Origin of the sequence: Streptomyces sp. NPDC050759, assembly GCF_044456945.1 — a bacterium.
GTDB lineage: Bacteria > Actinomycetota > Actinomycetes > Streptomycetales > Streptomycetaceae > Streptomyces.
In genome coordinates, this window is record NZ_JBITGI010000007.1 from 204,150 (window position 1) to 230,966 (window position 26,817).

A 26,817-nucleotide genomic window follows, 5' to 3' on the forward strand; every position below is an offset into this window, starting at 1 on the left:
GTACCGCTGGCGCTCCGGTGCGTGTGCGGTGCCCGTCCCCGCACTGCGCGACTCGGCGGTACCGAAGAGCCTAGAACGGCTCTGCGCTGGTGGGGAGATCATTTGCGTCATTGCCTTGCTCGCCTTTGGTCCGGTTAGTTGCCTGAAAAACAGTCGGCTGCGGGTACCCCGGTGAGGGCACCCGCAGCCGCCCTGTCTTTACAGGTACTGACCGGTGTTTGCCACCGTGTCGATGGAGCGCCCGGTGTCGGAGCCCTGCTTTCCGGTGATGAGGGTGCGGATGTAGACGATCCGCTCGCCCTTCTTGCCGGAGATGCGGGCCCAGTCGTCGGGGTTGGTGGTGTTGGGCAGGTCCTCGTTCTCCTTGAACTCGTCCACGCAGGCCTGGAGGAGGTGGGAGACGCGGAGACCCTTGGCGTTGTGGTCGAGGAAGTCCTTGATCGCCATTTTCTTGGCGCGGCCCACGATGTTCTCGATCATGGCGCCGGAGTTGAAGTCCTTGAAGTAGAGGACTTCCTTGTCGCCGTTGGCGTAGGTGACTTCCAGGAAGCGGTTTTCCTCGGATTCGGCGTACATGTGTTCCACGGCCGTCTGGATCATGCTCTGGACGGTGGTGGCCTTGCTGCCGCCGTGCTCGCCGACGTCGTCGGAGTGCAGTGGGAGGCGCTCGGTGAGGTACTTGGCGAAGATGTCCTTGGCGGCCTCGGCGTCGGGACGTTCGATCTTGATCTTCACGTCCAGGCGGCCGGGGCGCAGGATGGCGGGGTCGATCATGTCCTCACGGTTGGAGGCGCCGATCACGACCACGTTCTGCAGGCCTTCCACGCCGTCGATCTCGGCGAGCAGCTGGGGGACGATGGTGTTCTCCACGTCCGAGCTGACACCGGAGCCGCGGGTGCGGAAGAGGGATTCCATCTCGTCGAAGAAGACGATGACGGGTGTGCCCTCGCTGGCCTTCTCACGAGCACGCTGGAAGACGAGGCGGATCTGCCGCTCGGTCTCGCCGACGTACTTGTTGAGGAGTTCGGGGCCCTTGATGTTGAGGAAGAAGCTCTTGCCGGTGGCCTGGCCGGTGACCTCGGCGACCTTTTTGGCCAGCGAGTTGGCGACGGCCTTGGCGATGAGCGTCTTGCCGCATCCGGGGGGCCCGTAGAGCAGGACGCCCTTGGGCGGGCGCAGTTCGTGCTCCTTGAACAGGTCCGGGTAGAGGTACGGGAGCTCGACGGCGTCTCGGATGGCCTCGATCTGGCCTCCGAGTCCGCCGATCTGTTCGTAGCCGATGTCGGGGACTTCTTCGAGGACGAGTTCCTCGACCTCGCTCTTGGGGACGACCTCGTAGACGTAGCCGGAGCGTGGTTCGAGGAGCAGTGCGTCGCCGGGGCGGATGACCACGTCGAGCAGTGGTTCGGCTAGCCGTACCACGCGCTCCTCGTCCGTGTGCCCTTGCACGAGGGCGCGCTCGCCGTCCTCGAGGATCTCCTTGAGGGTGACGATGTCGCCGACGCTCTCGTACTCCATGGCCTCGACCACGTTGAGGGCTTCGTTGAGCATCACTTCCTGGCCGCGCCGGAGCTCTTCGAGTTCGACGCTGGGGCTGACGTTCACCCGCAGTTTGCGGCCGCCGGTGAAGATGTCGGCGGTGCCGTCCTCGTTCGCTTCGAGGAAGACGCCGAAGCCGGCCGGTGGCTGTGCGAGCCGGTCGACCTCCTCCTTGAGGGCCACGATCTGGTCGCGGGCCTCACGGAGCGTGTTGGCGAGTCGCTCGTTCTGGGCGGACACGCCGGCCAGGTTGGTCTGCAGCTCGACGATCCGCTCTTCGAGAATCCTCGTGTGTCGCGGAGAGTCGGCGAGCTTGCGTCGCAGGACGGCGATCTCCTGCTCAAGGTAGGCAATCTGCCCGGACGGGTCGTCGGACCCTCGTCCCGGGCGGATGCCGCGGTTCATGTCGTCGTCGTGGGCTGCCACGGTCCTCACCTCCTCCAAGGGGAGCTGGACGCTTCCAGACCCTACCTGGGTGGGTGTCGATTGAAACCCCTAGATCACAAAGACTGTCGAGGTGTGTCCGATCTTCACCCTTGCGCTCTCCCTCACGCCAGGGGAATACCCACCGAACAAGATTGGAAAGCTGCCGAAGGTAGGGTCGAAGTGTTCAACACCCGTCAGAGCTGGCCGGATTCCCGTTCGGCTGGACGCGTAAACGGCAGGAGAGATGAGAGTGCAGCAGGAGGTCGGGGCCGAAGGCGAGACCCTGGAGGTCTGGATCGACCAGGATCTCTGTACCGGTGACGGCATCTGTGCCCAGTACGCGCCCGAGGTGTTCGAGCTGGACATCGATGGTCTGGCCTATGTGAAGGGCTCGGGCGACGAGCTTCTGCAGGACAGGGGCGCTACAACGCCCGTACCGCTGCCGCTTCTCAACGATGTGGTCGACTCCGCGAAGGAGTGTCCTGGCGACTGCATCCATGTACGGCGAGTTTCGGACAGGGTGGAGATCTACGGGCCGGACGCGGAGTGACCGGAAGGCCACAGCGTGTAATGACTGTCTGATTTCTCACAGATGTGATCGCTTCGGTCAGACGGTGTGCGTGCCCGCGGGGGTCGAGCGGACGAACGCGCCGTCCTTCCACTGCCACTTCGCCTTGTCCTTCACGTCCGGGCAGCAACTGGGTACGTCGGACGTGGAGTAGCCGAGCAGGGTCGCGAGGACGGTGCCGTCGCTCACCGTGAAGTCGGTGACGGTGTTGCGGGTCTTCGGGCTCAGCAGGGTGGCGACGACACGGGGTTCACCGGTGCCCTTCGCGCGTGTGATGACGTAGACGGCGTCGGGTGGGGTTCCCATGGGGGCGTCGCAGTGCACCACGGCGACTGTTTCCGGCCGTCCGTCGCCGTCGAGGTCTCCGGAGACCTGTTTCTGGATCTTCGCCTTGACGGGTCCGCAGTCGATCGGGAAGTGGACGTCCGCGGGATCGGGTGCGGTGGTGACCACGGGGGCGGTTCTGGCCTCGGGGCCGGCCGCCTGGGCCGCCGTCGCCGGGTTGGGCTGCAGGACCGAGGAGAAGGCCACGACGCCCGCCACGGCGGTGGCGGTGGCGACCCAGTGGATGGGGCGGGTGTGCGTGTGTGCCAGTTCCGGGACGGCGGATTGCTGCACTAGGAGCGTCTCCTGTGAGGGCGTGCCGGTGGGGGTGGGGTGGCCAGCATGGTGCCATACGTCACAGGTCGGTGGAACGGCGGGGTGGGTACTTGTCCTGGTTGTCCGTGCGGCGGTTTCCGTCGCGCCCTCAACACGGTGGTGCCGGGGTGGAGTTCCCCTGGTCTGCGGGAACTCCACCCCGGCGCCTGTACGTTGACTGCGGCACGGGGCCGCCCTAGCGGCCGGAGCCTCCGTCGGCGTTGGGGCCGGTGTAGTCCTCGCCGTAGGCGCCCTTGGCGGGGCGGCGTCGGCGCATGGGGGGCTCGACGCCGTCGGCGAGGCGGCGGGCGGTGAGCAGGAAGCCGGTGTGGCCGATCATGCGGTGGTCCGGGCGGACGGCCAGGCCTTCCACGTGCCAGTTGCGGATCATCGACTCCCAGGAGGTGGGCTCGTTGAAGGAGCCGATCTCGCGGATGGACTCGACGGTCCGGGCGAGCTGGGTGGTGGTGGCGACGTAGCAGCACAGGATGCCGCCGGGGACGAGCGCCTTGGAGACGGCTTCCAGGCATTCCCAGGGGGCGAGCATGTCGAGGATGACGCGGTCGACGTCGGTGTCGGACAGGTTGTCCTGGAGGTCGCCTACGGTGAGCTGCCAGGCGGGGTGCGGACCGCCGAAGTAGCGTTCCACGTTCTGCTGGGCGATCTCGGCGAAGTCCTCGCGGCGCTCGTAGCTGTGCAGCATGCCCTGGTCGCCGATGGCGCGCAGCAGGAAGCTGCTGAGCGAGCCGGAGCCGACGCCGGCTTCCACGACGCGGGCGCCGGGGAAGATGTCGGCGAAGGCGAGGATCTGCCCCGCGTCCTTGGGGTAGACCACGGCGGCGCCGCGGGGCATGGACAGGACGTAGTCGGGGAGCAGGGGGCGCAGCGCGAGGTAGGCGACGTTACCGGTGGTGCGGACAACGCTGCCCTCGGGTGCGCCGATCAGCTCGTCGTGCGGGAAGGAACCCTTGTGGGTGTGGAAGTTCTTTCCCTCTTCGAGCGTGAACGTGTAGTGGCGGCCCTTGGGGTCGGTCAGCTGAACCTGGTCCCCGACCTTGAAGGGCCCGCGCCTGCGGGCGGCACCGGTCGGTTCGGACATGTGAACAGCCTACCGGTCCGGGGAGGGGCCGCCGACCACTAGGACGGTCTGGCCATGGCCTTCACGAAGGCGCGTTCCACGTCGGCGGCGGACAGGACGCCGTAGATCTCGCCGGTCTGCTCGACCACGAGGTACTCGGTGGCGGGGGTCGCGCGCAGGGCGTCCAGCAGGTCCTCGCCCGCGAGCTCGGCGGAGACGCGCATGCCGTCGGTGAGGTCCTGGGCGAGGCCGCTGACGGCGACCCAGGGGCGGCGGTGTTCGGGTACGCCGACGATGGCGGCCTCGCGGACGAGGGAGAGGGGGGTGCCTTCGGCGTCGACGACGACCAGGGCGCGGGCGCCGGCGGCGTTGGCACGGCGCAGAGCCTCGGAGAGGGGGGTGTCGGTCTCGACGGGGACGGCGCGGCGGGTGAGGGTGCGGGCGCGCAGGTCGGGGAGGTGTTCGCGCAGGCGGGCCATGCGCAGGCTGTTGCCGGCTCCGGTCCAGATGATCGCGGCGAGGATCGCGGCGAGCAGGGCGTCCATGACGGTGTCCATGCCGACGTTGTCCTCGGCGGAGGAGCCGAGGGCGCCGGACTGGGTGAGCAGCGGGAGGCCGATGAGGACGCAGACGGCGAGGGCGCGGCCGACCCAGGCGGCGGCGATGGTGCCGGTCATGGGCTTGCCGGTGATCTTCCAGACGACGGCGCGGAGCATGCGGCCGCCGTCGAGGGGGAGGCCGGGCAGGAGGTTGAAGGCGGCCACGATGAGGTTGGAGACCATCAGGCCGGCGAGCAGGACGCCGGGGACGGTGCCGGGTTCGACGGGCTGCATGGCGAGGTAGAAGAGGCCGGCGAGGATCAGGGAGAGCAGGGGGCCGACGAAGGCCAGCACGAACTCCCGGCCGGGGGTCTCGGCCTCTTTCTCGATCTCGGAGACGCCGCCGAAGAACTGGAGCTGGATGCGGCGGACGGGGAGTTTGAAGCGCAGTGCCGCGACGGTGTGGGCCAGTTCGTGGACGAGGACGGAGGCGTAGAAGGCGACCGCGAAGAAGAGGGAGACGAGGTAGCGGGCGGCGCCGAGTTCCGGAAGTACGCGGTCCAGCTGTCCGCCGAACACCCAGGTGATGAGCGCGGCGACGAGGAACCAGCTGGGGGCGACGTAGACGGGCACACCGAAGGGGCGGCCCATCAGCAGGCCGCCGCGGGGCTGGGGGGACTGGGGCGGGGGGCTTTTGGGGGCGCCGGAGTGGGCGAGGGTGCGGTGGTCGTCGTGGAAGGCGGGAGGGGTGTGGTGGGCGTCGGGCTCTTCGGGTTTGTGCGGGTCGGCGGGGGGTGAGGTCTGTCGGTGACCGCCGTGGGGGCGGCCGGACTCACGGTCCGTGCTCGCGCCCTCGCCTGCCGGCCCGTTGGCCTCCGGCGCGGGAGCGGGGGCGCCGGACGGGCGCCGGCTCCCCTCGGGCCCGGCGCCGGTTTCGGGGGTGCCGTCAGCCGCTCGCGGCGAAGGGGCGCCCTCGTCGGCCATCGACGGCTCCGACGCGCGCCGACTCCCCTCGGCCCCAACGCCCGCCTCCGGGAGACCACCCGCCATGGGGGCTGCGTCGGCCTCAACGGGGCCGTCGGCCGTGGGCGGTTCCTGGGCGGGGTCGGCGTCCGCCGAGGGCTCCGGTGCGGGCTCCGGGGTGGGTTGGTCGGCCGGGGTGGCCTCGAGGCCGCCGTCGGGTCGGGGTGTGTCGGTGCCCTGTGCGGAAGTGCTGGTGGGGTTCGTGGCGGACGCCCGGGTTCCGTTCTCGTGCGGGTCGGGGGTCGTGGGGTCGGTGGTCTGGGCCGTGGGCCCTGCGTGGGGCTTGGCCGGCCGGTCCTTGCCGGACCGCGGCTGCCCGCTCCCGCCGCCGCTCTCGTCCACGATGTCCCCTCGTTCGAAGCGTCTTCCGCCTGCCGTGCGGAAGGGTCTCGGGTTGATGGTATGCGGCGGTCGCGACGTGTTCCGCCCCGGCACCCCCTGTGTTTCCTCAGGGGTCACGGCGGTCACGGCCGCGTGTGGGTCACTGTCAGTGGCGGGCCGTATGGTCTGTGGTCATGGAGACGAGCACCGAGGACACGGCGGAAGCCGCGAGCGGCGACCCGGGGGCGGCGGTGGAGCCGGCCACGGGCGAGCCGACGGCAGAGGGTAGGGCAAAGGGGGCTGTGGAGGTAGCGCGGCCGACCGCCATAGCGCCGGCTTCCCTCTCCCCTTCTCGTGCCAATGACTTCATGCAGTGTCCGCTGCTGTACCGGTTCCGGGTGATCGACCGGCTTCCGGAGAAGCCGAGCGAGGCGGCCACCCGGGGGACCCTGGTGCACTCGGTGCTTGAGCGGCTCTTCGACGCCCCGGCCACGGAGCGGACCGCGCCCCGGGCCAAGTCGCTCGTGCCCGGCCAGTGGGACCGGCTCAGGGAGAGCCGGCCCGAGGTGGTGGAGCTGTTCGCCGACGATCCGGACGGCGAGCGGCTGGCGGTGTGGCTCGGTGAGGCGGAGCGGCTGGTCGAGCGGTGGTTCACGCTGGAGGATCCGACGCGTCTGGAGCCCGCGGAGCGGGAGCTGTTCGTCGAGGCGGAGCTGGACTCGGGGCTGAGGCTGCGCGGGATCATCGACCGGGTCGACGTGGCGCCGACCGGCGAGGTGCGGATCGTCGACTACAAGACCGGCAAGGCGCCCCGTCCCGAGTACGCCGAGGGCGCGTTGTTCCAGATGAAGTTCTACGCCCTGGTGGTGTGGCGGCTGAAGAACGTGATCCCGCGCCGGCTCCAGCTCGTCTATCTCGGCAGCGGTGACGTCCTGACGTACGACCCCGTCCTGGCCGATCTGGAGCGCGTGGAGCGCAAGCTGCTGGCGCTGTGGGAGGCGATCCGGCAGGCCACGGAGTCGGGCGACTGGCGGCCGCGCCCGACCAAGCTGTGCGGCTGGTGCGATCACCAGGAGCACTGCCCGGAGTTCGGCGGCACTCCCCCGCCCTACCCACTGCCGGTGACGTCCGCGATCGGTGAGCAGGGCAGAATGGGGCCGGACTAGCGAAGGAGACTTACGTGGCCATCCGCGTCCTACTGGTCGACGACCAGCCGCTGCTGCGTACCGGCTTCCGGATGATCCTGGAGGCCGAGCAGGACATCGCGGTCGTGGGCGAGGCCGGAGACGGCCTTCAGGCTCTCGACCAGGTGCGGGCACTGCAGCCCGACGTGGTCCTCATGGACATCCGTATGCCTCGGATGGACGGTGTCGAGGCGACGCGGCAGATCACCGGGCCCGGGCGGGACGGCCCGGCCAAGGTGCTGGTGCTGACGACGTTCGACCTCGATGAGTACGTGGTGGAGGCGCTGCGGGCGGGGGCCAGCGGCTTCCTGCTCAAGGACGCCCCGGCCAACGAGCTCGTGCAGGCGATCCGGGTGGTGGCCGCGGGTGAGGCGATGCTCGCGCCGAGCATCACGCGTCGGCTGCTCGACAAGTACGCCACGCATCTGCCGTCCGGCGACGAGCCGGTGCCGGACACGCTGCACACGCTCACCGACCGCGAGGTCGAGGTGCTGAAGCTGGTGGCGCGCGGGCTGTCCAACGCGGAGATCGCCGCGGATCTGTTCGTCAGTGAGACCACCGTGAAGACGCATGTCGGTCACGTCCTGACCAAACTGGGGCTCAGGGACCGGGTGCAGGCCGCGGTGTACGCGTACGAGAGCGGGCTGGTGCGTCCCGGCGCGCAGTAGCGGGAGCGGTACGGAGCGAAGAGGGCGTCCCCCGCCTGACTGGGGGCGCCCTCTTCGTGTCTGCGGCCGTCGCCGGATCAGCCCTTGCTGAGCTCCCAGAAGCGGAACACCGTGGAGGCGTCGAGGCAGTACTCCAGGCCGTAGACGTCGTCACGGACGACGGCGTACTGCTTGGCCTGCCAGACCGGCAGGACGGGGACGTCCTCGGCGACGATGTCCTGGAGCGTGCCGAAGGGGTCGTCCGTCGCGGAGCGGTCCGGCTGGGCGGCGGTCTGCGGGATGAGCGAGCCGGTGATCTCGTTGTTGCTGTAGTTGTTGTCCAGCACGTTGCCCTTGCCGAAGAAGGGGGCCGTGAAGTTGTCGGCGTCCGGGTAGTCGGGCACCCAGCCCTTGACGTAGACGCCGTACTTTCCGGCGGCGATGTCCTTCTCGTACTGGTCGAAGGCCACGGACTTCACGTCGGCGTCGAACAGGCCGCTGGCGTTGAGCTGCTGGGCGATCGTCTTGAGTTCCTGGCCGGTGGCCGGGCCGTAGCGGGACGGTGTCGACCACAGGGTCAGCTTCACCTTGCCGGTGATGTTGTCGGCGGCGAGGGCGGCGGCTGCCTTGGACTTGGAGGGCTGGGCGCCGTAGGTGTCGAAGAAGGCCGTGTTGTGGCCCGCGACACCGGCCGGGATGATCGAGTAGAGCGGGGTCGCGGTGCCCTGGTAGACGTCGTGGATGAGGGCTTCGCGGTCGATCACGTAGGCGATCGCCTTGCGGACGCCGAGCCGGCCCGCGACCGGGTCGTCCATGTTGAAGACGAGGTGCTGGACCTCGGCGCTGGTGCCCTCGACGACCTCGACACCGGAGTCGGGCGAGGCGTTCTCGATGTCGGTGATGTCTCCTGCGGTCAGGCCGCGGTAGGCGATGTCGACCTTCTTGTCGGTCAGGGCGGTCTTCAGGGCGCTCTGGTCGCCGTGGAAGAACTTCAGCGTGACGCCGGAGTTCTGCGGGTCGGCGGTGCCCTGGTAGTTCTCGTTGACGGAGAACACGGCCTGGTCGTCGTCGAACGAGTCGAGCTGGTAGGGGCCGGAGCCGACCGCTTTGCCGTCCTTGCGGAGGCCGTCGGCGTCGTACTGCGTGTGGTCGACGATCGAGCCGGCGCCGGAGGCGATCTTGCTCGGGAAGGTGGCGTCCGGGGTGTTGAGCTTGAAGACGACCGTCTTCTCGTCCGGTGTCTCGACCTTGTCCAGCATCGGGAACATGATCGCGGGACCGGCGTCGTCGTTGATCTTCAACGTGCGGTCGAAGGAGAACTTGACGTCCTCGGAGGTCAGCGAGTCGCCGTTGCTGAACTTGAGGCCGTCCTTGAGCGTGCACTCGTACACCTGGGTCTTGGTGTCGGTGAACTGGCAGCTCCGGGCGGCGTCCGGCTCCGGTTCCGTGCCGCCCTTGGGGAAGCTGAGCAGCGACTGGAAGACATTGTTGAACAACAGCCAGGAGCCGGGGTCGTAGCCGGAGGCCGGGTCGGTGGCGAGGACGTCGTCGGACATCCCCATGACCACGGAGGAGCCGCCGGAACCGGAGTCCCCCGACCCCGTGCCGCAGCCGGTCAGCAGACCGGCGCCCAGGCCCGCCACGATGGGCAGGACCCCCCACTGGATGCGCTTGTTCACGTGCGAGTGCCTTGTCGTCGATTCTTGTGGAGTCCCCGGGCCCGTCCGCCGAGGCCCGGGGGGATGGAGGCGTCGCGGACGGTCAGCCGCTCACGCCTCGGCCGAGTTCCCACAGCTGCAGCGTCGACGAGGAGTTGAGCGCGTAGGCGGTGCCCGTGACGTCGTCGCGTGCGGCGACGTACTGGTTGCCCTGCCACAGCGGCAGCACGGGGACGTCGTTGGCGACGATGTCCTGGATCTCGGTCAGGCTTCCGGCCGCGGCGATGCGGTCGGCCTCGCGGCGGGAGTCCGGGATCAGGGTGTTGCGGATCTGGCCGTTGTCGTACGGCGATCCGAGGAAGTTGTCCTTGTCCAGGAACGGGGCGAGGTAGTTGTCGGCGTCGGGGAAGTCCGGGAACCAGCCCATGCCGTAGACGTCGTACTTGCCCTTCTGCTCGGCCGGGCGGAAGGTCGTCCAGGGCGCGCCCTGGATGCTGACGTCGAAGAGCCCGCTGTCGTTGAGCTGCTTCTGCAGGTCCTCGAACTCCTCCTTGGTGCCCGAGCCGTAGTGGTCGGTCGTGTAATGGAGGGTCAGCTTCACCGGTGTGGTGATGTCGGCCTGGGTCAGCAGGGACTTGGCCTTGGTGACGCTCGGGTCGCCGTACTTGTTGAAGAACGCGTTGGTGTGCCCGGTGATGGTGGCCGGGACCAGCGAGAAGAGCGGCTGGGCCTGGGTGCCGTAGACCTTGGAGACGAGTTCGCTGCGGTTGATGAGCTGAGCCATCGCCTGGCGCACGGCACGGGACTTCACGGTCGGGGCGTTGGTGTTGAAGGCGAGGTAGCGGATCTCCAGGCCGGCCATTTCGACGAGGTCGACGTCGCCGCCGGACTCGTTGGAGAGCTTCTTGATCTGCTGCGGCGACATGGTGCGGGTGATGAGGTCGATGTCGCCCTTTTCGAGGGCGGTGCCCATGTCGGCGGCGTCCGAGTAGGAGCGCAGTTCGACCTTGTCGTTGTTCACCGTCAACGACCCCTTGTAGTGGGGGTTCTTGGTGAACACGGCGTCGACGAGCTCGTCGTTCTTGACGTCGGCCTTCATGGTGTAGGGGCCGGAGCCGTCGACGTCGAAGCCGTCGCGGAGCTTGTTCTTCGCGTAGTCGTCGGGGTTGACGATGCCGGCGACCGGGGTCGACAGCTTGTACGGGAAGGTGGCGTCGGCGGTCTTGAGGTGGAAGATGACCTCGCGGTCGCCCTTGGTCTCCACGGTGTCGACGGTGGACAGCAGGGCGAAGACGCCGGAGTCCGCCTTGAGGGCGCGGGCGCGGTCGATGGAGTACTTCACGTCCGCCGCGGTGATGGCGTCGCCGTTCGCGAACTTCAGGCCGTCGCGCAGGGTGCAGACGTAGCGTTCGTTGCCGCTGTCGCTGAAGCCGCAGGACTGGGCCGCCTCGGGCACGGGGTCGCCGTCGCCCTTGGGCTGGATCATCAGGGTCTGCACGGTCTGGCGCAGGACGTTCCAGGTGCCGACGTCGTAGGCGAAGGCGGGGTCGAGCGGCGCGGGATCGTCCTTCGTGGCGGTGAACCGGTCCGTGGTGCCCACAGCGATCGCGTCGCCTCCGCCGCTGCCGCTGTCGGAGGCGCCGCAGGCGGCGAGCACCGGCGCGAGCAGACCGATGACGGCCGGCAGCACCAAAGTCTTGCGGTTCATGCTCGAGTTTCTCCACAGCTGTTCAGTCCGTGTACCCGGCATGCATGGGTGGTGCGGCGGATCACGGGGTAAGGGCGATGTTCTCACCAGGAGATTAGTCCGCACCTGCAGGAGGGTTCGCGGCCACCGGAGTTGGGCCTCCATCACACAGCGGAACCGGGTGTGGACGCACCGAAAACCCCTCAGGGGAAGGATTGGTGCAGGGTTTCATCAATCGGGACACATGGGCGCGTCCGCACCCTTCGAAGCGGGGTGTCCGGCACAGCCTCGGCCACCTGTCGAGGCCCCGCCGAGTGGGGAACCTCACACCCGTAACGGGAGGGCGCCGGACCGGAATTCGGCCATCCGGCGCGCTTCGAATTCCTGCGACAGGGACCTGGGGAATTACCGCGTTATCCGCGCTGCACGCTGGGTGAACAGCCGAGGCATTTCCGTCATCGAAGGGTGATCAGGCCGCGCAGAAATGTCAGGTCGACCTCTTCGAGGGAGCCGACGACGGTCCGTCCGGGGGCCTGCGGAATGGGGGCGACCGAGGGCACGACCACGACCTGGCAGCCGGCGGCCTCGGCGGCGGCGACACCGGTGGCGGTGTCCTCGACCACCGCGCATCTGGCCGGATCGGCGCCGAGACCGGCGGCGGCGAACAGGTAGGGGTCCGGGTGCGGCTTGGTGCGCGGCACCTCGTCTCCGGCGACCGTGAGGGCGAAGTGCTGGGGGCCCAGGGAGGTGAGGACCCGGTCGATGATGCGCCGGTGCGAGGCGGAGACCAGGGCGGTGGGGATCCGGTGCGCGGACAGCTCGGCCAGCAGCCGGGTGGCCCCGGGCATCAGCGGCAGGGCGTGGCCGATACGGTCCTCGAAGCCCTGGTTGAGCAGGACGGTGAGCTCGGGAAGGGTGATGTCGGCGCCGGTGGCCTCGATCAGGAAGCCCGCGCTGCGGGTCATGGGGCCGCCGACCACGACATGGCGCCAGGAGTCGTCGAGGGTGTGGCCGAGGCGCGCGAAGATCTCGACTTCGACGTCCCACCAGAAGCCCTCGGTGTCCACCAGGGTGCCGTCCATGTCGAGGAGTACGGCCTGGAGGGCCGAGCCGTCTGCCGTACGGGTCAATGGCGCGGGGACCGTGCTGGTCATCCACGTACCTCCTTGAGGGACGAGCAGGCCGGTTCCCACGAAGGGAACCGGCCTGCGGTGGACCGACCAGTGTACGACTTATCCGATCAGTGTGCTCGGCGAGCCGGGATGCGGCGGCTCAGCGGGCGTTGAAGTACTTCGCCTCCGGGTGGTGGATGACGATCGCGTCGGTGGACTGCTCGGGGTGGAGCTGGAACTCCTCGCTCAGCTGGACGCCGATGCGCTCCGGCTGGAGCAGGTCGGCGATCTTGGCGCGGTCCTCCAGGTTGGGGCAGGCGCCGTAGCCGAGGGAGAAGCGGGCGCCTCGGTACTTGAGGGCGAACATGTCCTCGACGTCACTGGGGTCCTCGCCCGCGAAGCCGAGTTCGGAACGCACGCGCGCGTGCCAGTACTCGGCGAGCGCCTCGGCCAACTGGACGGACAGGCCGTGCAGTTCGAGGTAGTCGCGGTAGGCGTTGGCCTCGAAGAGCTTGGCGGTCTGCTCGCCGATCCGGGAGCCGACGGTGACGACCTGGAGGCCGACGACGTCGGTCTCCCCCGACTCCTCGGGGCGGAAGAAGTCGGCGAGGCAGAGCCGGCGGCCGCGGCGCTGGCGCGGGAAGGTGAAGCGGGTGCGCTCGTTGCCCTCCTGGTCCAGGATGATCAGGTCGTCGTCCTTGGACACGCACGGGAAGTAGCCGTAGACGACGGCGGCTTCGAGGAGGTTCTCGGTCTGCAGCCGGTCCAGCAGGCCGCGCAGCCGGGGCCGCCCGTCGGTCTCGACGAGCTCCTCGTACGTCGGTCCCTCACCGGTGCGGGCCTGCTTGAGCCCCCACTGGCCCTTGAACAGGGCGCCCTCGTCGAGCCAGGAGGCGTACTCCTTGAGCTGGATGCCCTTGATGACCCGGGTGTCCCAGAACGGCGGGGTGGGCACCGGGTTGTCGGTGGCCACGTCGGAGCGGACATGCCCCTCTTCGGGCCGCTCCTCCTCCACCTGTACGGCACTGGCGCGCACCCGGCGCTGCTTGAGCTCGGGCAGCTTGGCGCCGGGCACGCCCCGCTTGACGCCGATCAGGGCGTCCATGAGGCGCAGGCCCTCGAACGCGTCGCGGGCGTAGCGGACCTCGCCCTGGTAGATCTCGTGCAGGTCCTGTTCGACGTACGCCCGGGTCAGCGCGGCTCCGCCCAGGATGACCGGGAAGTCGGCGGCCATGCCGCGCTGGTTGAGCTCCTCCAGGTTCTCCTTCATGATCACCGTGGACTTGACCAGCAGCCCTGACATGCCGATGACGTCGGCGCGGTGCTCGGCGGCGGCCTCGAGGATCGCGGAGACGGGCTGCTTGATGCCGAGGTTGACCACGTTGTAGCCGTTGTTGGACAGGATGATGTCGACGAGGTTCTTGCCGATGTCGTGGACGTCGCCGCGGACGGTGGCGAGCACGATGGTGCCCTTGCCGGCCTCGTCGCCCTCGACCTTCTCCATGTGCGGTTCCAGGTAGGCCACCGCGGTCTTCATCACCTCGGCGGACTGGAGGACGAACGGCAGCTGCATCTGGCCGGAGCCGAAGAGCTCGCCGACGACCTTCATGCCGTCCAGGAGGGTGTCGTTGACGATGTCGAGGGCGGGGCGGGACTGGAGGGCCTCGTCGAGGTCGGCCTCCAGGCCGTTCTTCTCGCCGTCGATGATGCGGCGCTTGAGGCGCTCGTCCAGGGGCAGGGCGGCCAGTTCCTCGGCGCGGCCCGCCTTCAGGGACTTGGTGGTGGCGCCCTCGAACAGGGCCATCAGCTTCTGGAGGGGGTCGTAGCCCTCGGCGCGACGGTCGTAGATGAGGTCGAGGGCCGTCTGGACCTCTTCCTCGCTGAAGCGGGCGATGGGCAGGATCTTCGACGCGTGGACGATCGCCGAGTCCAGGCCCGCCTTGACGCACTCGTCGAGGAAGACCGAGTTGAGCAGGACGCGGGCGGCCGGGTTGAGGCCGAAGGAGATGTTGGACAGACCCAGCGTGGTCTGGACGTCCGGGTGGCGGCGCTTGAGTTCGCGGATCGCCTCGATCGTGGCGAGGCCGTCCTTGCGGGACTCCTCCTGACCGGTACAGATGGTGAAGGTCAGGGTGTCGATGAGGATGTCCGACTCGTGGATGCCCCAGTTGCCGGTCAGGTCGGCGATGAGCCGTTCGGCGATGGCGACCTTGTGCTCGGGGGTGCGGGCCTGGCCCTCCTCGTCGATGGTCAGCGCGATCAGCGCGGCGCCGTGCTCCTGGGCGAGCTTGGTGACCTTCGCGAACCGGGACTCGGGGCCGTCGCCGTCCTCGTAGTTGACGGAGTTGATGACCGCGCGGCCACCGAGCTTCTCGAGACCGGCGCGGATGACGGGGACCTCGGTGGAGTCCAGGACGATCGGCAGGGTGGAGGCGGTGGCGAAACGGCCGGCGAGCTCCTTCATGTCCGCCACACCGTCGCGGCCGACGTAGTCCACGCAGAGGTCGAGCATGTGGGCGCCCTCGCGGATCTGCTCGCGGGCCATCTCCACACAGTCGTCCCAGCGGGCCTCCAGCATGGCCTCGCGGAACTTCTTGGAGCCGTTGGCGTTGGTGCGCTCGCCGATGGCCAGGTAGGAGGTGTCCTGGCGGAACGGGACCGTCTGGTAGAGGGAGGCGGCGCCGGGCTCGGGCTGCGGGGTGCGCTCGGCGGGCGTGAGGTCGCGGACGCGTTCGACGACCTGGCGCAGGTGCTCGGGGGTGGTGCCGCAGCAGCCGCCGATCAGGGAGAGGCCGTAGTCGCGGACGAAGCTCTCCTGGGCGTCGGCCAGGCCTTCGGGATCGAGCGGGAAGTGCGCGCCGTCCTTGGTGAGGATCGGCAGGCCCGCGTTCGGCATGCACAGCAGCGGGATGCGGGAGTGCCGGGCGAGGTACCGCAGGTGTTCGCTCATCTCGGCCGGGCCGGTCGAGCAGTTCAGGCCGATCATGTCGATGCCGAGCGGCTCCAGCGCGGTCAGTGCGGCGCCGATCTCGGAGCCGAGCAGCATGGTGCCGGTGGTCTCGAACGCCATGGAGACCACAAGCGGCACATCGGCGCCGGTGGCCTCCAGCGCGCGACGGGCGCCCAGTACGGAGGCCTTCGTCTGGAGCAGGTCCTGGGTGGTCTCGACGATCAGTGCGTCGGCGCCGCCGGCGAGCAGTCCCTCGACGTTGGCCTGGTAGCCGTCGCGGATCGTGGCGTAGTCGATGTGGCCGAGGGTGGGCAGCTTGGTGCCGGGGCCGACGGAACCCAGGACCCAGCGCGGGCGGCCGTCGCGGGCGGCGTACTCGTCGGCCGCCTCGCGGGCGATCCGGGCACCGGCCTCGGACAGTTCGTGCACGCGGTCGGCGATGTCGTACTCCGACGCGGCCGTGTGGTTGGCCCCGAAGGTGTTGGTCTCGACGCAGTCGACGCCCACCGCGAAGTACGCGTCGTGGACGGAGCGGACGATGTCGGGGCGGGTCACGTTGAGGATCTCGTTGCAGCCCTCGAGGTTCTCGAAGTCCTCAAGGGTGGGGTCCTGGGCCTGCAGCATGGTGCCCATCGCTCCGTCGGCCACCACCACCCTGGTGGCGAGTGCCTCACGGAGCGCGGACACACGGGTCCGGCTGTCGGCGGAAGGGGTCAGTGGCGACGAGGCCATGAAAGGGCTCCCTCAGTTGCGACGGCTGTCGGCTTCAGGCGCCCGCGAGACGTCCCACGCCGGGCGCACCACGCCAGGGTAGCCGGGTCCCCGCCGGGATGTTCGGCACGTCCACGGGACGGACGAGGTTGGCGGGCAGATCACCAACGGGATACCAGTGACGCAACAGTTGCCGACCGACCATTAGCGGGAGGTCGGCATGGACCGGTAGTGTTCGACATTGCCGAACAGCGGCAGCGGCGCCGTAACACTCGGGTGTCGAAGCGGACGGAGGCAGGACGGCGATGGCACGGAACATCCAGTCGCTCGAACGGGCGGCCGCGATGCTGCGGCTCCTCGCGGGCGGCGAGCGGAGACTCGGCCTGTCGGACATCGCCTCGTCCCTGGGCCTCGCCAAGGGCACCGCGCACGGCATCCTGCGCACCCTCCAGCAGGAGGGGTTCGTGGAGCAGGACGATGCCTCCGGGCGGTACCAGCTGGGCGCCGAGCTGCTACGCCTGGGCACCACCTATCTGGACGTGCACGAGCTGCGCGCGCGGGCGCTCGTCTGGACGGACGACCTGGCCCGCTCCAGCGGCGAGAGCGTCCATCTGGGCGTGCTGCACCAGCACGGCGTGCTGATCGTGCACCACGTCTTCCGGCCCGACGACAGCCGGCAGGTGCTGGAGATCGGGGCCATGCAGCCCCTGCACTGCACGGCGCTGGGCAAGGTGCTCTCGGCGTTCGACCCGGTCGCGCACAGCGAGGCGCTGGAGAGCGACCGCAAGGCGTTCACCGAGCGGACCGTGTGCGACCTGGCGGAGTTCGAGCAGATCCTCGACGTCACGCGCGCGCGTGGGTACGCGGCGGACGTGGAGGAGACCTGGGAGGGTGTCGCGTCCATCGCCGCGCCCATCCACGACCGGCGGCGCATGCCCGTCGGCGCGGTCGGCATCACGGGCGCCGTGGAGCGGCTGTGCCGGCCCGACGAGGAGGGCGCGCTGCGCCCGGAGCTGATCGCGGCCGTGCGGGACTGCGCCCGCGCGGTCTCGCGGGATCTGGGCGCCGGGCGGTTCTGACGACCGAGGACAGGGCCGGTACGTCGGGTGACGTGCCGGCCTTTGGCCGTTCCTTGACGTAACCGCACAAATCGGCAAAACAAGATCGTTGACTCACAGCAGTCAATAACGATCGTGTTTTCGACAACAGAACTCTTGACGTGCGTGTAACCCCGGAGCAAGACTCCCGTCCATCGGTCGGCATTGTCGAACACCTACCGGCAATACGCGCTAGAGTGTGACAACGCCAAGGGCCGGCATCGCTCTCATCCCCGAGGGCAGCTCGAACCTCCGGAGGGACCCGGGGTTCGGTCCCCTGGACGAAGGACAAAGGAGTCGCGGGTGTCCAGCTCCGACATCTTCATCGGCGAGACCATCGGTACCGCCATACTCATCCTGCTCGGTGGCGGCGTGTGCGCCGCCGTGACGCTGAAGGCCTCCAAGGCACGCAACGCCGGCTGGCTCGCCATCGCCTTCGGGTGGGGTTTCGCCGTGCTGACGGCCGTCTACACCTCGGCGCCGCTCTCCGGCGCCCACCTCAACCCGGCCGTGACGCTGGCGCTCGCGCTCAAGAAGGACGGCATCTCCTGGAGTGACGTCCCGATCTACTGGGGCGGGCAGCTGCTCGGCGCCATGATCGGTGCGGCGCTGGTGTGGATCGCCTACTACGGCCAGTTCCACGCGCACCTGACCGACAAGGAGATCGTGGGCGCTCCGGGCGCGCAGGCCACGACCGCCAAGGCCGTCGAGGCGCAGGAGAAGGGCGCCGGCCCGGTGCTGGGCATCTTCTCCACCGGCCCCGAGATCCGGATCGCCTGGCAGAACGTCGCCACCGAGGTCATCGGCACGATCGTGCTGGTGCTCGCCGTCCTCACGCAGGGTCTCAACGGCGACGGCAAGGGCCTGGGCACCCTGGGCGCCCTGATCACCGCGCTCGTCGTCGTCTCCATCGGTCTGTCCCTCGGCGGGCCGACCGGCTACGCGATCAACCCGGCCCGTGACCTCGGTCCGCGTATCGTGCACGCCCTCCTGCCCCTGCCCAACAAGGGCGGCTCCGACTGGAGCTACGCCTGGGTTCCGATCGTGGGTCCGCTGATCGGCGGTGCGATCGCCGCAGGCATCTACAACGTCGCTTTTGCTTAAAGCACCGGTAGAACCTCACCTCAACTCACGGAACCCCAGGAGCACACAGTGACCGACGCCCACACCGCCGGCCCGTTCATCGCCGCCATCGACCAGGGCACCACCTCCAGCCGCTGCATCGTCTTCGACCGGGACGGCCGTATCGTCTCCGTCGACCAGAAGGAGCACGAGCAGATCTTCCCGAAGCCGGGCTGGGTCGAGCACAACGCCACCGAGATCTGGACCAACGTCGAGGAAGTCGTCGCCGGAGCCATCCAGAAGGCCGGCATCACCCGCGACGACATCAAGGCCATCGGCATCACCAACCAGCGCGAGACCACTCTCCTCTGGGACAAGAACACCGGTGAGCCCGTCCACAACGCCATCGTCTGGCAGGACACCCGCACCGACGCCCTGTGCCGCGAGCTCGGCCGCAACGTCGGCCAGGACCGCTTCCGCCGCGAGACCGGTCTTCCCCTCGCCTCGTACTTCGCCGGCCCCAAGGCCCGCTGGCTGCTCGACAACGTCGAGGGGCTGCGCGAGCGCGCCGAGCGCGGCGACATCCTCTTCGGCACCATGGACAGCTGGGTCATCTGGAACCTGACGGGCGGTGTGAACGGCGGTCACCACGTCACCGACGTCACCAACGCCTCCCGCACCATGCTGATGAACCTCCACACTCTGGAGTGGGACGCGAAGATCGCCGAGTCCATCGGCGTTCCGCTGTCGATGCTTCCCGAGATCCGCTCCTCCGCCGAGGTCTACGGCGAGGTCACCGGCGGCAAGCTGGGCGACCTGCTCGGCGGCATTCCGGTCGCCTCGGCGCTCGGTGACCAGCAGGCGGCCCTGTTCGGCCAGACCTGTTTCGCCGAGGGCGAGGCCAAGTCGACGTACGGCACCGGCACGTTCATGCTGATGAACACCGGCGACAAGATCATCAACTCGTACTCGGGACTGCTGACGACGGTCGGCTACCGCATCGGCGACCAGGCACCGGTCTACGCCCTGGAGGGCTCGATCGCCGTCACCGGTTCGCTGGTGCAGTGGATGCGCGACCAGATGGGCCTGATCTCCACCGCCGCCGAGATCGAGACGCTCGCGCTCTCGGTCGAGGACAACGGCGGCGCGTACTTCGTGCCGGCGTTCTCCGGGCTCTTCGCCCCCTACTGGCGTCCGGACGCCCGCGGTGTGATCGCCGGCCTCACCCGGTACGTCACCAAGGCGCACATCGCCCGCGCCGTCCTGGAGGCCACCGCCTGGCAGACCCGTGAGATCAGCGACGCCATGACCAAGGACTCCGGCGTCGAGCTCGCGGCCCTCAAGGTCGACGGCGGCATGACCTCCAACAACCTGCTGATGCAGACGCTCTCGGACTTCCTGGACGCCCCCGTGGTGCGCCCGATGGTCGCCGAGACCACCTGCCTCGGTGCCGCCTACGCCGCCGGTCTCGCCGTCGGCTTCTGGACCAGCACCGACGACCTGCGCGCCAACTGGCGCCGGGCCGCCGAGTGGACCCCCAACATGGCCGCGGAGAAGCGCGACCGTGAGTACAAGAGCTGGCTCAAGGCCGTCGAGCGGACCATGGGCTGGCTCGAGGACGAGAGCTGAGAGACACCCCCTCAACAGCTCTGACGAGGAGTAAGAACCCCACATGACCAGTCAGTCCACCCTGCAGTCCGTGCCTGCCCTCGGTACGCGCCCGGCCTCCGGCTCCCACCCGAGCCGCGCCGAGACCCGGGAGCAGCTCTCCAAGGCGTCGTACGACCTTCTCGTGATCGGCGGCGGCATCCTGGGCATCTCCACCGCCTGGCACGCCGCGCAGTCCGGCCTCAGGGTGGCTCTGGTCGACGCCGGCGACTTCGCCGGCGCCACCTCCTCCGCCTCCTCCAAGCTGCTCCACGGCGGTCTGCGCTATCTGCAGACCGGCGCGGTGCGGCTGGTGGCGGAGAACCACTTCGAGCGCCGTGCGGTCTCCCGCCAGGTGGCTCCCCACCTGGCGAACCCGCTCACCTTCTACCTCCCCGTGTACAAGGGCGGGCCGCACGGCGCCGCGAAGCTCGGGGCGGGCGTCTTCGCCTACTCCGCGCTCTCCGCGTTCGGTGACGGCGTCGGTCACCTCCTGTCCCCCGCCAAGGCGGCGCAGGACGTGCCCGAGCTGCGCACCGAGAACCTCAAGGCCGTGGCCGTGTACGGCGACGACCAGATGAACGACGCGCGCATGGCGCTGATGACCGTCCGCGCGGCCGTCGAGGCGGGCGCGGTCGTGCTCAACCACGCCGAGGTGACCGGCCTGAGGTTCACCAAGGGCCGGGTGACGGGCGCGGATCTGCGCGACCGGCAGTCCGGTGACGAGTTCGGCGTGAACGCGCGGCTCGTGCTGAACGCGACCGGGCCGTGGGTCGACCACCTGCGCAAGATGGAGGACCCGAACGCGGCTCCGTCCATCCGTCTGTCCAAGGGCGCGCACCTGGTCCTGAAGCGGACGTCTCCGTGGAAGGCCGCGCTGGCCACCCCGATCGACAAGTACCGGATCACCTTCGCCCTCCCGTGGGAGGACATGCTCCTGCTCGGTACGACCGACGAGGAGTTCGAGGGCGACCCGGCCGAGGTCGCGGTCACCGAGAAGGACACGGCCCAGATACTCGACGAGGCCGCGTTCTCCGTCCGCGACCAGCAGTTGTCCCGCGACCTGATCACGTACTCCTTCGCGGGTCTGCGTGTGCTGCCGGGCGGGCCCGGTGACACGGCGAAGGCCAAGCGGGAGACCGTGGTCACGGAGGGCCGGGGCGGCATGCTGTCCGTCGCGGGCGGCAAGTGGACGACCTTCCGGCACATCGGCCGTACGGTCATGCAGAAGCTGGAGGCGCTGCCGGGCGCTCCGCTGGGCGACGACTTCGAGCCCATCTCCTCCCTGCCGAAGAAGCTTCCGCTGCCCGGTGTCGCCAACCCGCGCGCGATCGCGCACCGACTGCTGGTGGACAACCCGGCACCGGGCCCGCGCATGGCCGCCGACACGGCGAAGCATCTGGCCACGCACTACGGATCGTTGGCCTTCGACATCGCCCGACTGGCCAACGAGAGCCCCGAACTGGGTCAGCGGGTGCATCCGGACGCGCCGGAGATCTGGGCGCAGGTCGTCTACGCGCGGGACAACGAATGGGCCGAGACCGCGGACGACGTGCTGCGGCGCAGGACCACGTTGACGATTCGCGGGCTTGCCACGGACGACGTGCGGGCGAAGGTTCAGGATCTGCTCGACAAGAAGTGAGCGGTGACACGGGAAGGGCGGCTCCTCGTCGAGGGGCCGCCCTTTTTTGAGAGCCTTTCTTGAGAGCCGCGAGTCGACGCGGCCCCGTCTACACAGCCTCTACGACCGCCCGCACGGCTCCCACGTCCGTCAACTCCCGGCGATTCACGATCAGTTCGCGGCCGATGAGCAGTGCCCTGCGTGACGCCTGGACCGGGTCCTCCAGTGTCGTCAGGTCGGTCAGGTGGGCGAAGCCGATGATCCTGCGGATGATCTCCGCGCCCGCGTAGCCGAGGGACTCCGTCCAGACCTTCCTCAGGAAGCGGTCCAGGTAGGCGTCGTCGAAGAACGTGTCCACCCGGGCCGGCCACAGGCGGCGGAACCCCGTCTCGAAAGCCTCCCAGGACAGCCGGAGTTGGTCGGCGTGGTCCGTCAGGCCGCCCAGCGCGCGGGCCCGTTCCTCCGAGACCAGGGCGTTGGCCCAGTACAGGCCCAGGTCGAAGCCGATGGGCCCCACGAAGGAGAACTCGGGGTCGAAGACCCGCACCACGGGGGCGCCGTCACGGGTGCCGACCATGACGCTGCCGGTGTGCAGGTCACCGTGCAGGAGGGCCTGGGCGCCGGTCATGAACAGGTGCCTGAGTTCGGCCACCTCCGTGCGGAGCTCCGGGTCCGCCCGGAAGGACACCGCCAGGTCGGCCACGCCCTCGTGCCAGTGGTTGTGCTCGTGCTCGAGGTACGGCTCCGACAACACCACGTCTTCCGTGATCTTGCAGAGCTCCGGGCTCACCGAGGCCGCGATCAGCGCCTTGCGCTCCGCCGACGGCATGCCGAAGTCGCTCGTGGCGAAGGAGAGCCGGGCGACCAGTTCGCCGATGCGGGCCGAGGTGTGGGAGCCGTACGACGCTCCCTCGTTCAGGAGGGTGCGCAGGACCTCCAGGTCCGACATGTCCTCCATGACGAGCGCGTAGTTCTCGGGGTCGTAGCCGTGGACCGCCGGGATCTCGTCGGGGGCGACCTTGGCGATCTGCTCGTAGGCGCGGGCCTCGGCGTCGGCGCGGTCCGGGTTCATCGGCCAGGACGGGCCCGCCACCCGCACCCAGGGCAGGGCCTGCTTCACGGCGAGGCTGCGGGTGCCGTCGGCCGAGGAGGCGAGGAAGACGCGGTTCATGTTGCCGTCGGAGACCTCCCGGACGGCGATGTCGCCCAGGTCCTCCCAGTGGCCGCGCTCGCTCAGGTACGCCGGGATGTCGTCGGTCTCCAGGATGCGGTAGCCCATGTGTCTCCTTAGGACGTACGGCGCTTGGACAGGGTGAAGCTGAACACCAGGGCGAGGATGAGGACCGCGCCCTCGACGACGTCCTGGGTGTAGTACGGCAGGCCCTTGATGGTCAGGCCGGTGGTGATGATGCCGATGAGCACCGCTCCGAGGGCCGTGCCCCAGACGTTGGGGCGGCCCCGGCCCAGCACGGAGGTGCCGACCAGCGCCACGGCCACCGCCTCGAGCAGCTGGGAGGTTCCGGCGGAGACGTCGCCCTGGCCGATGCGGGCGGCCAGGATCAGGCCGCCGATCGAGGCGAGGACGCCGGAGAGGACGTAGGCCAGGGCCCGGTACGCGCCGACGCGGATGCCGGCCAGGCGGGAGGCCTCGGGGTTGGCGCCGATGGCGTACAGCACGCGGCCCCAGCGGGTGCGGGCGAGGAAGACCCAGGCGGCGACCGTCAGGCCGCCGAAGACGAGGACCGAGATGGGGATGCCGAGGACCGTGCCGCGGTCGATCTTCAGGAAGCCGGCGGTGAACCTGCCGGGGGCCGTGGTGCCGTCGTCGAGGGTCATGCCGGGGGTGATGGACTGGCCGTCGACCAGGATGAGCTTGCTGCCCTGGATGACGAACATGGTGCCGAGGGTGGCGAGCATGTCGGGGATCTTCAGTACGACGATCAGCAGGGCGTTGAGGAGGCCGGCGAGGGCGCCCGCCGCCAGCACCGCGAGGATGGCGACCGTGCCGACCTGGTTGAAGACGACCATCGTCTGGGCGGCGACCGAGACGCCGAGGCCCGCGACCGCGCCGACGGACATGTCCATTCCGCCGACGGCCATGGTGAGGGTGACGCCGAGGCCGAGGATCGCGGCGACGGAGACGTAGCGGAGGGTGTCGAGGAGGGTCGCCGACTCGCGGAAGGAGCCCTCGCTCAGCGCGAAGTACAGGAACAGCGCGACCGTGACGAAGATGAAGCCGTACTTGATGACGGCGTTCTGGACGCGTACGGCGGTCGAGGTCGCCGACGCGGTCGCCGACTTCGTGGGGACCTCGGTGCTCTGGGTGGTGGTCATGGGGTAGTTCCTCAGGGAGCCGGGGCGGGAGCCGGTCACACGGACGCGGAGATGGTCTGGATGACGCGGTCGCGTTGCGCGTCCTCGCCGTAGGCGTCGAGGTGGATCTCTCCGGCGGCGAGCACGACGACCCGGTCGGCGATCTCGAGGACCTCGTCGACGTCGGCCGACAGCACGAGGACGGCGGCGCCCTCGGCGGCCAGGGCCCTGGCACGGCGGCCGATGTCCCGGCGGGCGCCGATGTCCACGCCTCGGAACGGCTCGTCCAGGATCAGGACACGAGGGGTCCGGGCGAGCCAGCGGCCCACGACTACCTTCTGCTGGTTGCCGCCGGAGAGTTCCTCCACGGTGCTGTGCTCGTCACGGGCGACGACGCCGAGCGCCTCGATGGTGTGGCGGCCGAGGGCGTCCTCCTTGGCCGTGTTCACCAGTCCCGTCCTGGACAGCGACTTCAGGAACGGCAGCGAGATGTTCTGGGCCAGGGTCCAGCCGGGGACGAGCGCGTCGGCGTGCCGGTCCTCGGGGACGAGGTGGACGCGCTTGCGGATCGCGTCGGAGGGCCTTTTCGGCGCGTACGGTGTGCCGTCCAGGTGGACGGACCCGGCCGCGAACGGCTCGGCGCCGAACAGGCCGCGGGCCAGTTCGGTCTTGCCCGCGCCCAGCAGGCCCACGACTCCGGTGACTTCGCCGGTGCGCAGGTCGAGGTCGAGCGAACGGCCCTCGAAGAGCTGCACGCCGCGCAGCGAGAGGGCGACCTCGCCCTCGACGCCTTCCCGCACCGGCCGTGCCGTCGTCGCCTCCTGGGCCTGGGCGAGCATTGCGCGCAGGGCGCTGTCCCAGTCGAAGGGCTCGGCCTGGTCCTCGGTGAGACGGCCGTCCCGCAGGACGACCAGGCGGTCGGCGAGCGCGTCGATCTCGCCGAGGCGGTGGGAGACGTAGAGGACCGCTATGGCGTCGTCCCGCATCCTCTCGACGAGTGCGAAGAGGCGTCGGGCCTCGGCGGCGGACAGGGCGGAGGTCGGTTCGTCGAGGATCAGCAGTCGTGGGCGGGTCGCGAGGGCGCGGGCGAGGATCAGCAACTGGCGGTCGGAGATGCCGAGTTCGCTCACCTCGCGGCGCAGCACCGCATCGCTCCAGCCGAGATCGAGACCTGCCTGGATCTCGCGGGCGCGCGCCAGGACCCGGCGCCCGTTCAGGAACGGGTTCCCGCGCTTCTGCGCCAGCTCCTCGAAGACCAGGTTCTCGGCGACCGAGAGGCCCGGCACGATGCCCTCGCCGATGCGCTGGTGCACGGTCTGGATGCCCAACTGCCGGGCGGCGAGCGGGGACTGGAGAGCCGCGGTCTCCCCCGCGACCCGCACCTGGCCCCCGTGGCCGGAGTGCACGCCCGACAGGATCTTGATCAGCGTGGACTTGCCTGCGCCGTTCGCGCCGAGCAGCGCGGTCACGCTGCCCGGGGCGATGTCGAGGGTGACGGAGGCGAGGACGGTCTTGCCGCCGAAGGCCATGCTGACGTCGGTGAGACCGACCGCGGGAACCTCCTCATAAGGCCGCTCAGTGGGCGACATTCGAGATCCAGTCGGCGGTCGACACCTGCGACAGATTCAGCGCGGGCAGTGCCTGACGCAGCTGGTCCATGTTCTCGATCTTCTTCTCGCGCAGGAAGTCCTGGGTGATGGCGACGGCCGGGAACTCCACCGAGGTCTTGTTCAGTTGACCGGCCAGCTCCAGGGCGGCCGTGCGGACGACGGCGGCGCCGACCGCGGACGGGTCGGTGCCCGCGGTGGCGACCCAGGGGCTGTCGGCGGCGGTCATCTGCTGGATGTCGGCGTTGGAGACGTCGGCGCCGAAGACCTTCACCTTGTCCTGGAGCTTCTTGTTCTGGACGGCGAGGACCGTGCCCTTGGCGAGTTCGTCGTAGGGGGCGAACACGCCGGTCACGTCCGAGTGCTGGGTGAGCGCGGCGGAGACCAGGGGAACGTTGTCGGTGGCCGTGGAGTCGGTGACCTTGCCGACCTTGAACTGCTGCTTCCAGCCCTGCGCGGCGAGTTCCTTCGCCCAGACGGTGTTCCGCTTGTCGAGGGCGGCGTAGCCGGCGACGTTGACGTAGCCGACCTTGGCGTTCTTGCCGAGGTCCTTCGCCATCACGTCGAGGACGGCCTGGGCCATGCTCGCGTCGTCCTGCTCGGTGCTCACCACGCCCTTGGTGGGCGTCTCGACGTCGTAGACGACGACCTTGATGCCCTTCTTCACGGCCTTGTCGATCTCCGGCTGGATCGTCGCCGGGAAGCCGTGGTCGATGATGATCGCCTTGGCGCCGGAGTTGATCGCCGAGGACAGGTCGGTGGCCTGCTTGGCGTTGTCGGCCTGGGCGTCGTACACGGTGAGGTCGATGCCGAGGGCCTTGGCCTGGGCCTTGGCGCCGTTGCCCCACTGCTCGAAGTAGTCGCCGGCGCCGCTCTGCCGGACCAGGGCCACCTTGACCGCGCCCGCGCTGAAGGGGGCGGGCTTCTTGCCGGTGGCGGCCGAGGCGGAGGCGGCGGTGTCGCCGGTGTTCGTCGACGCGTCCGAGGACTGCGAGCAGCCGGAGAGCACGAGGGCGAAGACGGAGGCCAGCGAGAGCGCGGCGAGCGGGAGGCGGGCACGGGACATGAGGGGCTCCAGGTACGGGATGAGGAAGACAGCGGGAGTGCGGGTCCCGGAGCGAGCGAAAGGAATGCGCCACCGATGTCAGGGTGGCGTGGGCGCGCGAGGGCTCCGGGAGGGGTCAGCGACAGCTGGCTGTGGTCGACCGGAGCAAGTCCACGTACAGCCGCCGCACGAGCAGCAGCGTCTTCATACGCAGATCATGAGAACGTTTTCAGCCACACGTCAAAGATATGGAACCGCTTTCTCAGCAGGTGAGACGACGACTAGGTCACACCGGGCCGCCTTCCTGCCTGGAGTTACCATCGCAGGACCGGCACCCGACCCG

The 26,817-nt window shown here is 69.3% G+C and carries 19 protein-coding genes; 7 read left to right on the forward strand and 12 right to left on the reverse strand.

Features of this window, described 5'->3' with window-relative positions; translation table 11 throughout:
• Nucleotides 1-198: 198 nt before the first annotated feature.
• Complete coding sequence (arc, locus tag ACIBJB_RS22380) at nucleotides 199-1,965, reverse strand: proteasome ATPase (protein WP_398932848.1); 1,767 nt, start codon at nucleotides 1,963-1,965, stop codon at nucleotides 199-201.
• Nucleotides 1,966-2,209: 244 nt separating this feature from the next.
• Here arc and ACIBJB_RS22385 point away from each other — a divergent pair, with 244 nt between their 5' ends.
• On the forward strand, nucleotides 2,210-2,515 hold the full coding sequence (locus ACIBJB_RS22385) for a ferredoxin (RefSeq protein ID WP_398932849.1): 306 nt from the start codon (nucleotides 2,210-2,212) through the stop codon (nucleotides 2,513-2,515).
• 57 nt (nucleotides 2,516-2,572) lie between these two features.
• Here ACIBJB_RS22385 and ACIBJB_RS22390 read toward each other — a convergent pair whose 3' ends face one another.
• The 3 genes from ACIBJB_RS22390 to ACIBJB_RS22400 form a co-directional block, all read right to left on the reverse strand.
• Nucleotides 2,573-3,151: a hypothetical protein gene (locus ACIBJB_RS22390; RefSeq protein ID WP_398932850.1), complete on the reverse strand. Its 579-nt coding sequence runs from the start codon at nucleotides 3,149-3,151 to the stop codon at nucleotides 2,573-2,575.
• A gap of 217 nt (nucleotides 3,152-3,368) precedes the next feature.
• Nucleotides 3,369-4,271 carry a tRNA (adenine-N1)-methyltransferase gene (locus ACIBJB_RS22395; protein WP_057614329.1) on the reverse strand — a complete coding sequence of 301 codons (903 nt, stop codon included), beginning with the start codon at nucleotides 4,269-4,271 and terminating at the stop codon, nucleotides 3,369-3,371.
• A gap of 38 nt (nucleotides 4,272-4,309) precedes the next feature.
• Nucleotides 4,310-6,154 (reverse strand): site-2 protease family protein, encoded by a 1,845-nt coding sequence (locus ACIBJB_RS22400; protein ID WP_398932851.1) that lies wholly within the window; start codon nucleotides 6,152-6,154, stop codon nucleotides 4,310-4,312.
• Between the two features lie 173 nt (nucleotides 6,155-6,327).
• On the opposite strand from ACIBJB_RS22400, the gene ACIBJB_RS22405 reads away from it, so the two are divergent.
• Nucleotides 6,328-7,299: a RecB family exonuclease gene (locus tag ACIBJB_RS22405; RefSeq protein WP_398932852.1), complete on the forward strand. Its 972-nt coding sequence runs from the start codon at nucleotides 6,328-6,330 to the stop codon at nucleotides 7,297-7,299.
• A gap of 14 nt (nucleotides 7,300-7,313) precedes the next feature.
• Nucleotides 7,314-7,985, forward strand: coding sequence for a response regulator transcription factor (locus tag ACIBJB_RS22410; protein ID WP_020141342.1), 672 nt, complete (start codon nucleotides 7,314-7,316; stop codon nucleotides 7,983-7,985).
• A gap of 77 nt (nucleotides 7,986-8,062) precedes the next feature.
• On the opposite strand, the gene ACIBJB_RS22415 is transcribed toward ACIBJB_RS22410, so the two are convergent.
• The 4 genes from ACIBJB_RS22415 to metH all read right to left on the reverse strand — a co-directional run bounded on the left by ACIBJB_RS22415 (nucleotide 8,063) and on the right by metH (nucleotide 16,103).
• Entirely contained in the window at nucleotides 8,063-9,643 is a 1,581-nt protein-coding gene (locus ACIBJB_RS22415; protein ID WP_398932853.1) for an ABC transporter substrate-binding protein, read from the reverse strand.
• Between the two features lie 82 nt (nucleotides 9,644-9,725).
• Nucleotides 9,726-11,330, reverse strand: coding sequence for an ABC transporter substrate-binding protein (locus ACIBJB_RS22420; protein ID WP_398932854.1), 1,605 nt, complete (start codon nucleotides 11,328-11,330; stop codon nucleotides 9,726-9,728).
• 434 nt (nucleotides 11,331-11,764) lie between these two features.
• Nucleotides 11,765-12,463, reverse strand: a complete 699-nt coding sequence (locus tag ACIBJB_RS22425; RefSeq protein ID WP_398932855.1) for an HAD family hydrolase — start codon at nucleotides 12,461-12,463, stop codon at nucleotides 11,765-11,767.
• A gap of 118 nt (nucleotides 12,464-12,581) precedes the next feature.
• Entirely contained in the window at nucleotides 12,582-16,103 is a 3,522-nt protein-coding gene (gene metH / locus ACIBJB_RS22430) for a methionine synthase (protein WP_398932856.1), read from the reverse strand.
• A 284-nt stretch (nucleotides 16,104-16,387) separates the two neighbouring features.
• Here metH and ACIBJB_RS22435 point away from each other — a divergent pair, with 284 nt between their 5' ends.
• The 4 genes from ACIBJB_RS22435 (at nucleotide 16,388) to ACIBJB_RS22450 (ending at nucleotide 21,530) form a co-directional block, all read left to right on the forward strand.
• The gene (locus ACIBJB_RS22435; protein WP_398932857.1) at nucleotides 16,388-17,161 is read left to right on the forward strand and encodes an IclR family transcriptional regulator; all 774 of its coding nucleotides are present in this window, start codon (nucleotides 16,388-16,390) and stop codon (nucleotides 17,159-17,161) included.
• A gap of 321 nt (nucleotides 17,162-17,482) precedes the next feature.
• Nucleotides 17,483-18,283, forward strand: a complete 801-nt coding sequence (locus ACIBJB_RS22440) for an MIP/aquaporin family protein (RefSeq protein WP_398932858.1) — start codon at nucleotides 17,483-17,485, stop codon at nucleotides 18,281-18,283.
• 48 nt (nucleotides 18,284-18,331) lie between these two features.
• Nucleotides 18,332-19,870, forward strand: a complete 1,539-nt coding sequence (glpK, locus tag ACIBJB_RS22445; RefSeq protein ID WP_398932859.1) for a glycerol kinase GlpK — start codon at nucleotides 18,332-18,334, stop codon at nucleotides 19,868-19,870.
• Nucleotides 19,871-19,913: 43 nt separating this feature from the next.
• Nucleotides 19,914-21,530 carry an FAD-dependent oxidoreductase gene (locus ACIBJB_RS22450; protein ID WP_398932860.1) on the forward strand — a complete coding sequence of 539 codons (1,617 nt, stop codon included), beginning with the start codon at nucleotides 19,914-19,916 and terminating at the stop codon, nucleotides 21,528-21,530.
• Nucleotides 21,531-21,618: 88 nt separating this feature from the next.
• On the opposite strand, the gene mtnK is transcribed toward ACIBJB_RS22450, so the two are convergent.
• Genes mtnK through ACIBJB_RS22470 form a run of 4 tightly spaced genes read right to left on the reverse strand, consistent with a single transcriptional unit; the run spans nucleotide 21,619 to nucleotide 26,495 of the window.
• The gene (mtnK, locus tag ACIBJB_RS22455; RefSeq protein WP_398932861.1) at nucleotides 21,619-22,788 is read right to left on the reverse strand and encodes an S-methyl-5-thioribose kinase; all 1,170 of its coding nucleotides are present in this window, start codon (nucleotides 22,786-22,788) and stop codon (nucleotides 21,619-21,621) included.
• A gap of 8 nt (nucleotides 22,789-22,796) precedes the next feature.
• Nucleotides 22,797-23,843 (reverse strand): ABC transporter permease, encoded by a 1,047-nt coding sequence (locus ACIBJB_RS22460; protein WP_398932862.1) that lies wholly within the window; start codon nucleotides 23,841-23,843, stop codon nucleotides 22,797-22,799.
• Nucleotides 23,844-23,878: 35 nt separating this feature from the next.
• Nucleotides 23,879-25,411 carry a sugar ABC transporter ATP-binding protein gene (locus tag ACIBJB_RS22465; RefSeq protein ID WP_398932863.1) on the reverse strand — a complete coding sequence of 511 codons (1,533 nt, stop codon included), beginning with the start codon at nucleotides 25,409-25,411 and terminating at the stop codon, nucleotides 23,879-23,881.
• Complete coding sequence (locus ACIBJB_RS22470) at nucleotides 25,398-26,495, reverse strand: substrate-binding domain-containing protein (protein WP_398932864.1); 1,098 nt, start codon at nucleotides 26,493-26,495, stop codon at nucleotides 25,398-25,400. The genes ACIBJB_RS22465 and ACIBJB_RS22470 overlap by 14 nt, the downstream gene beginning before the upstream one ends.
• Between the last annotated feature and the right edge of the window lie 322 nt (nucleotides 26,496-26,817).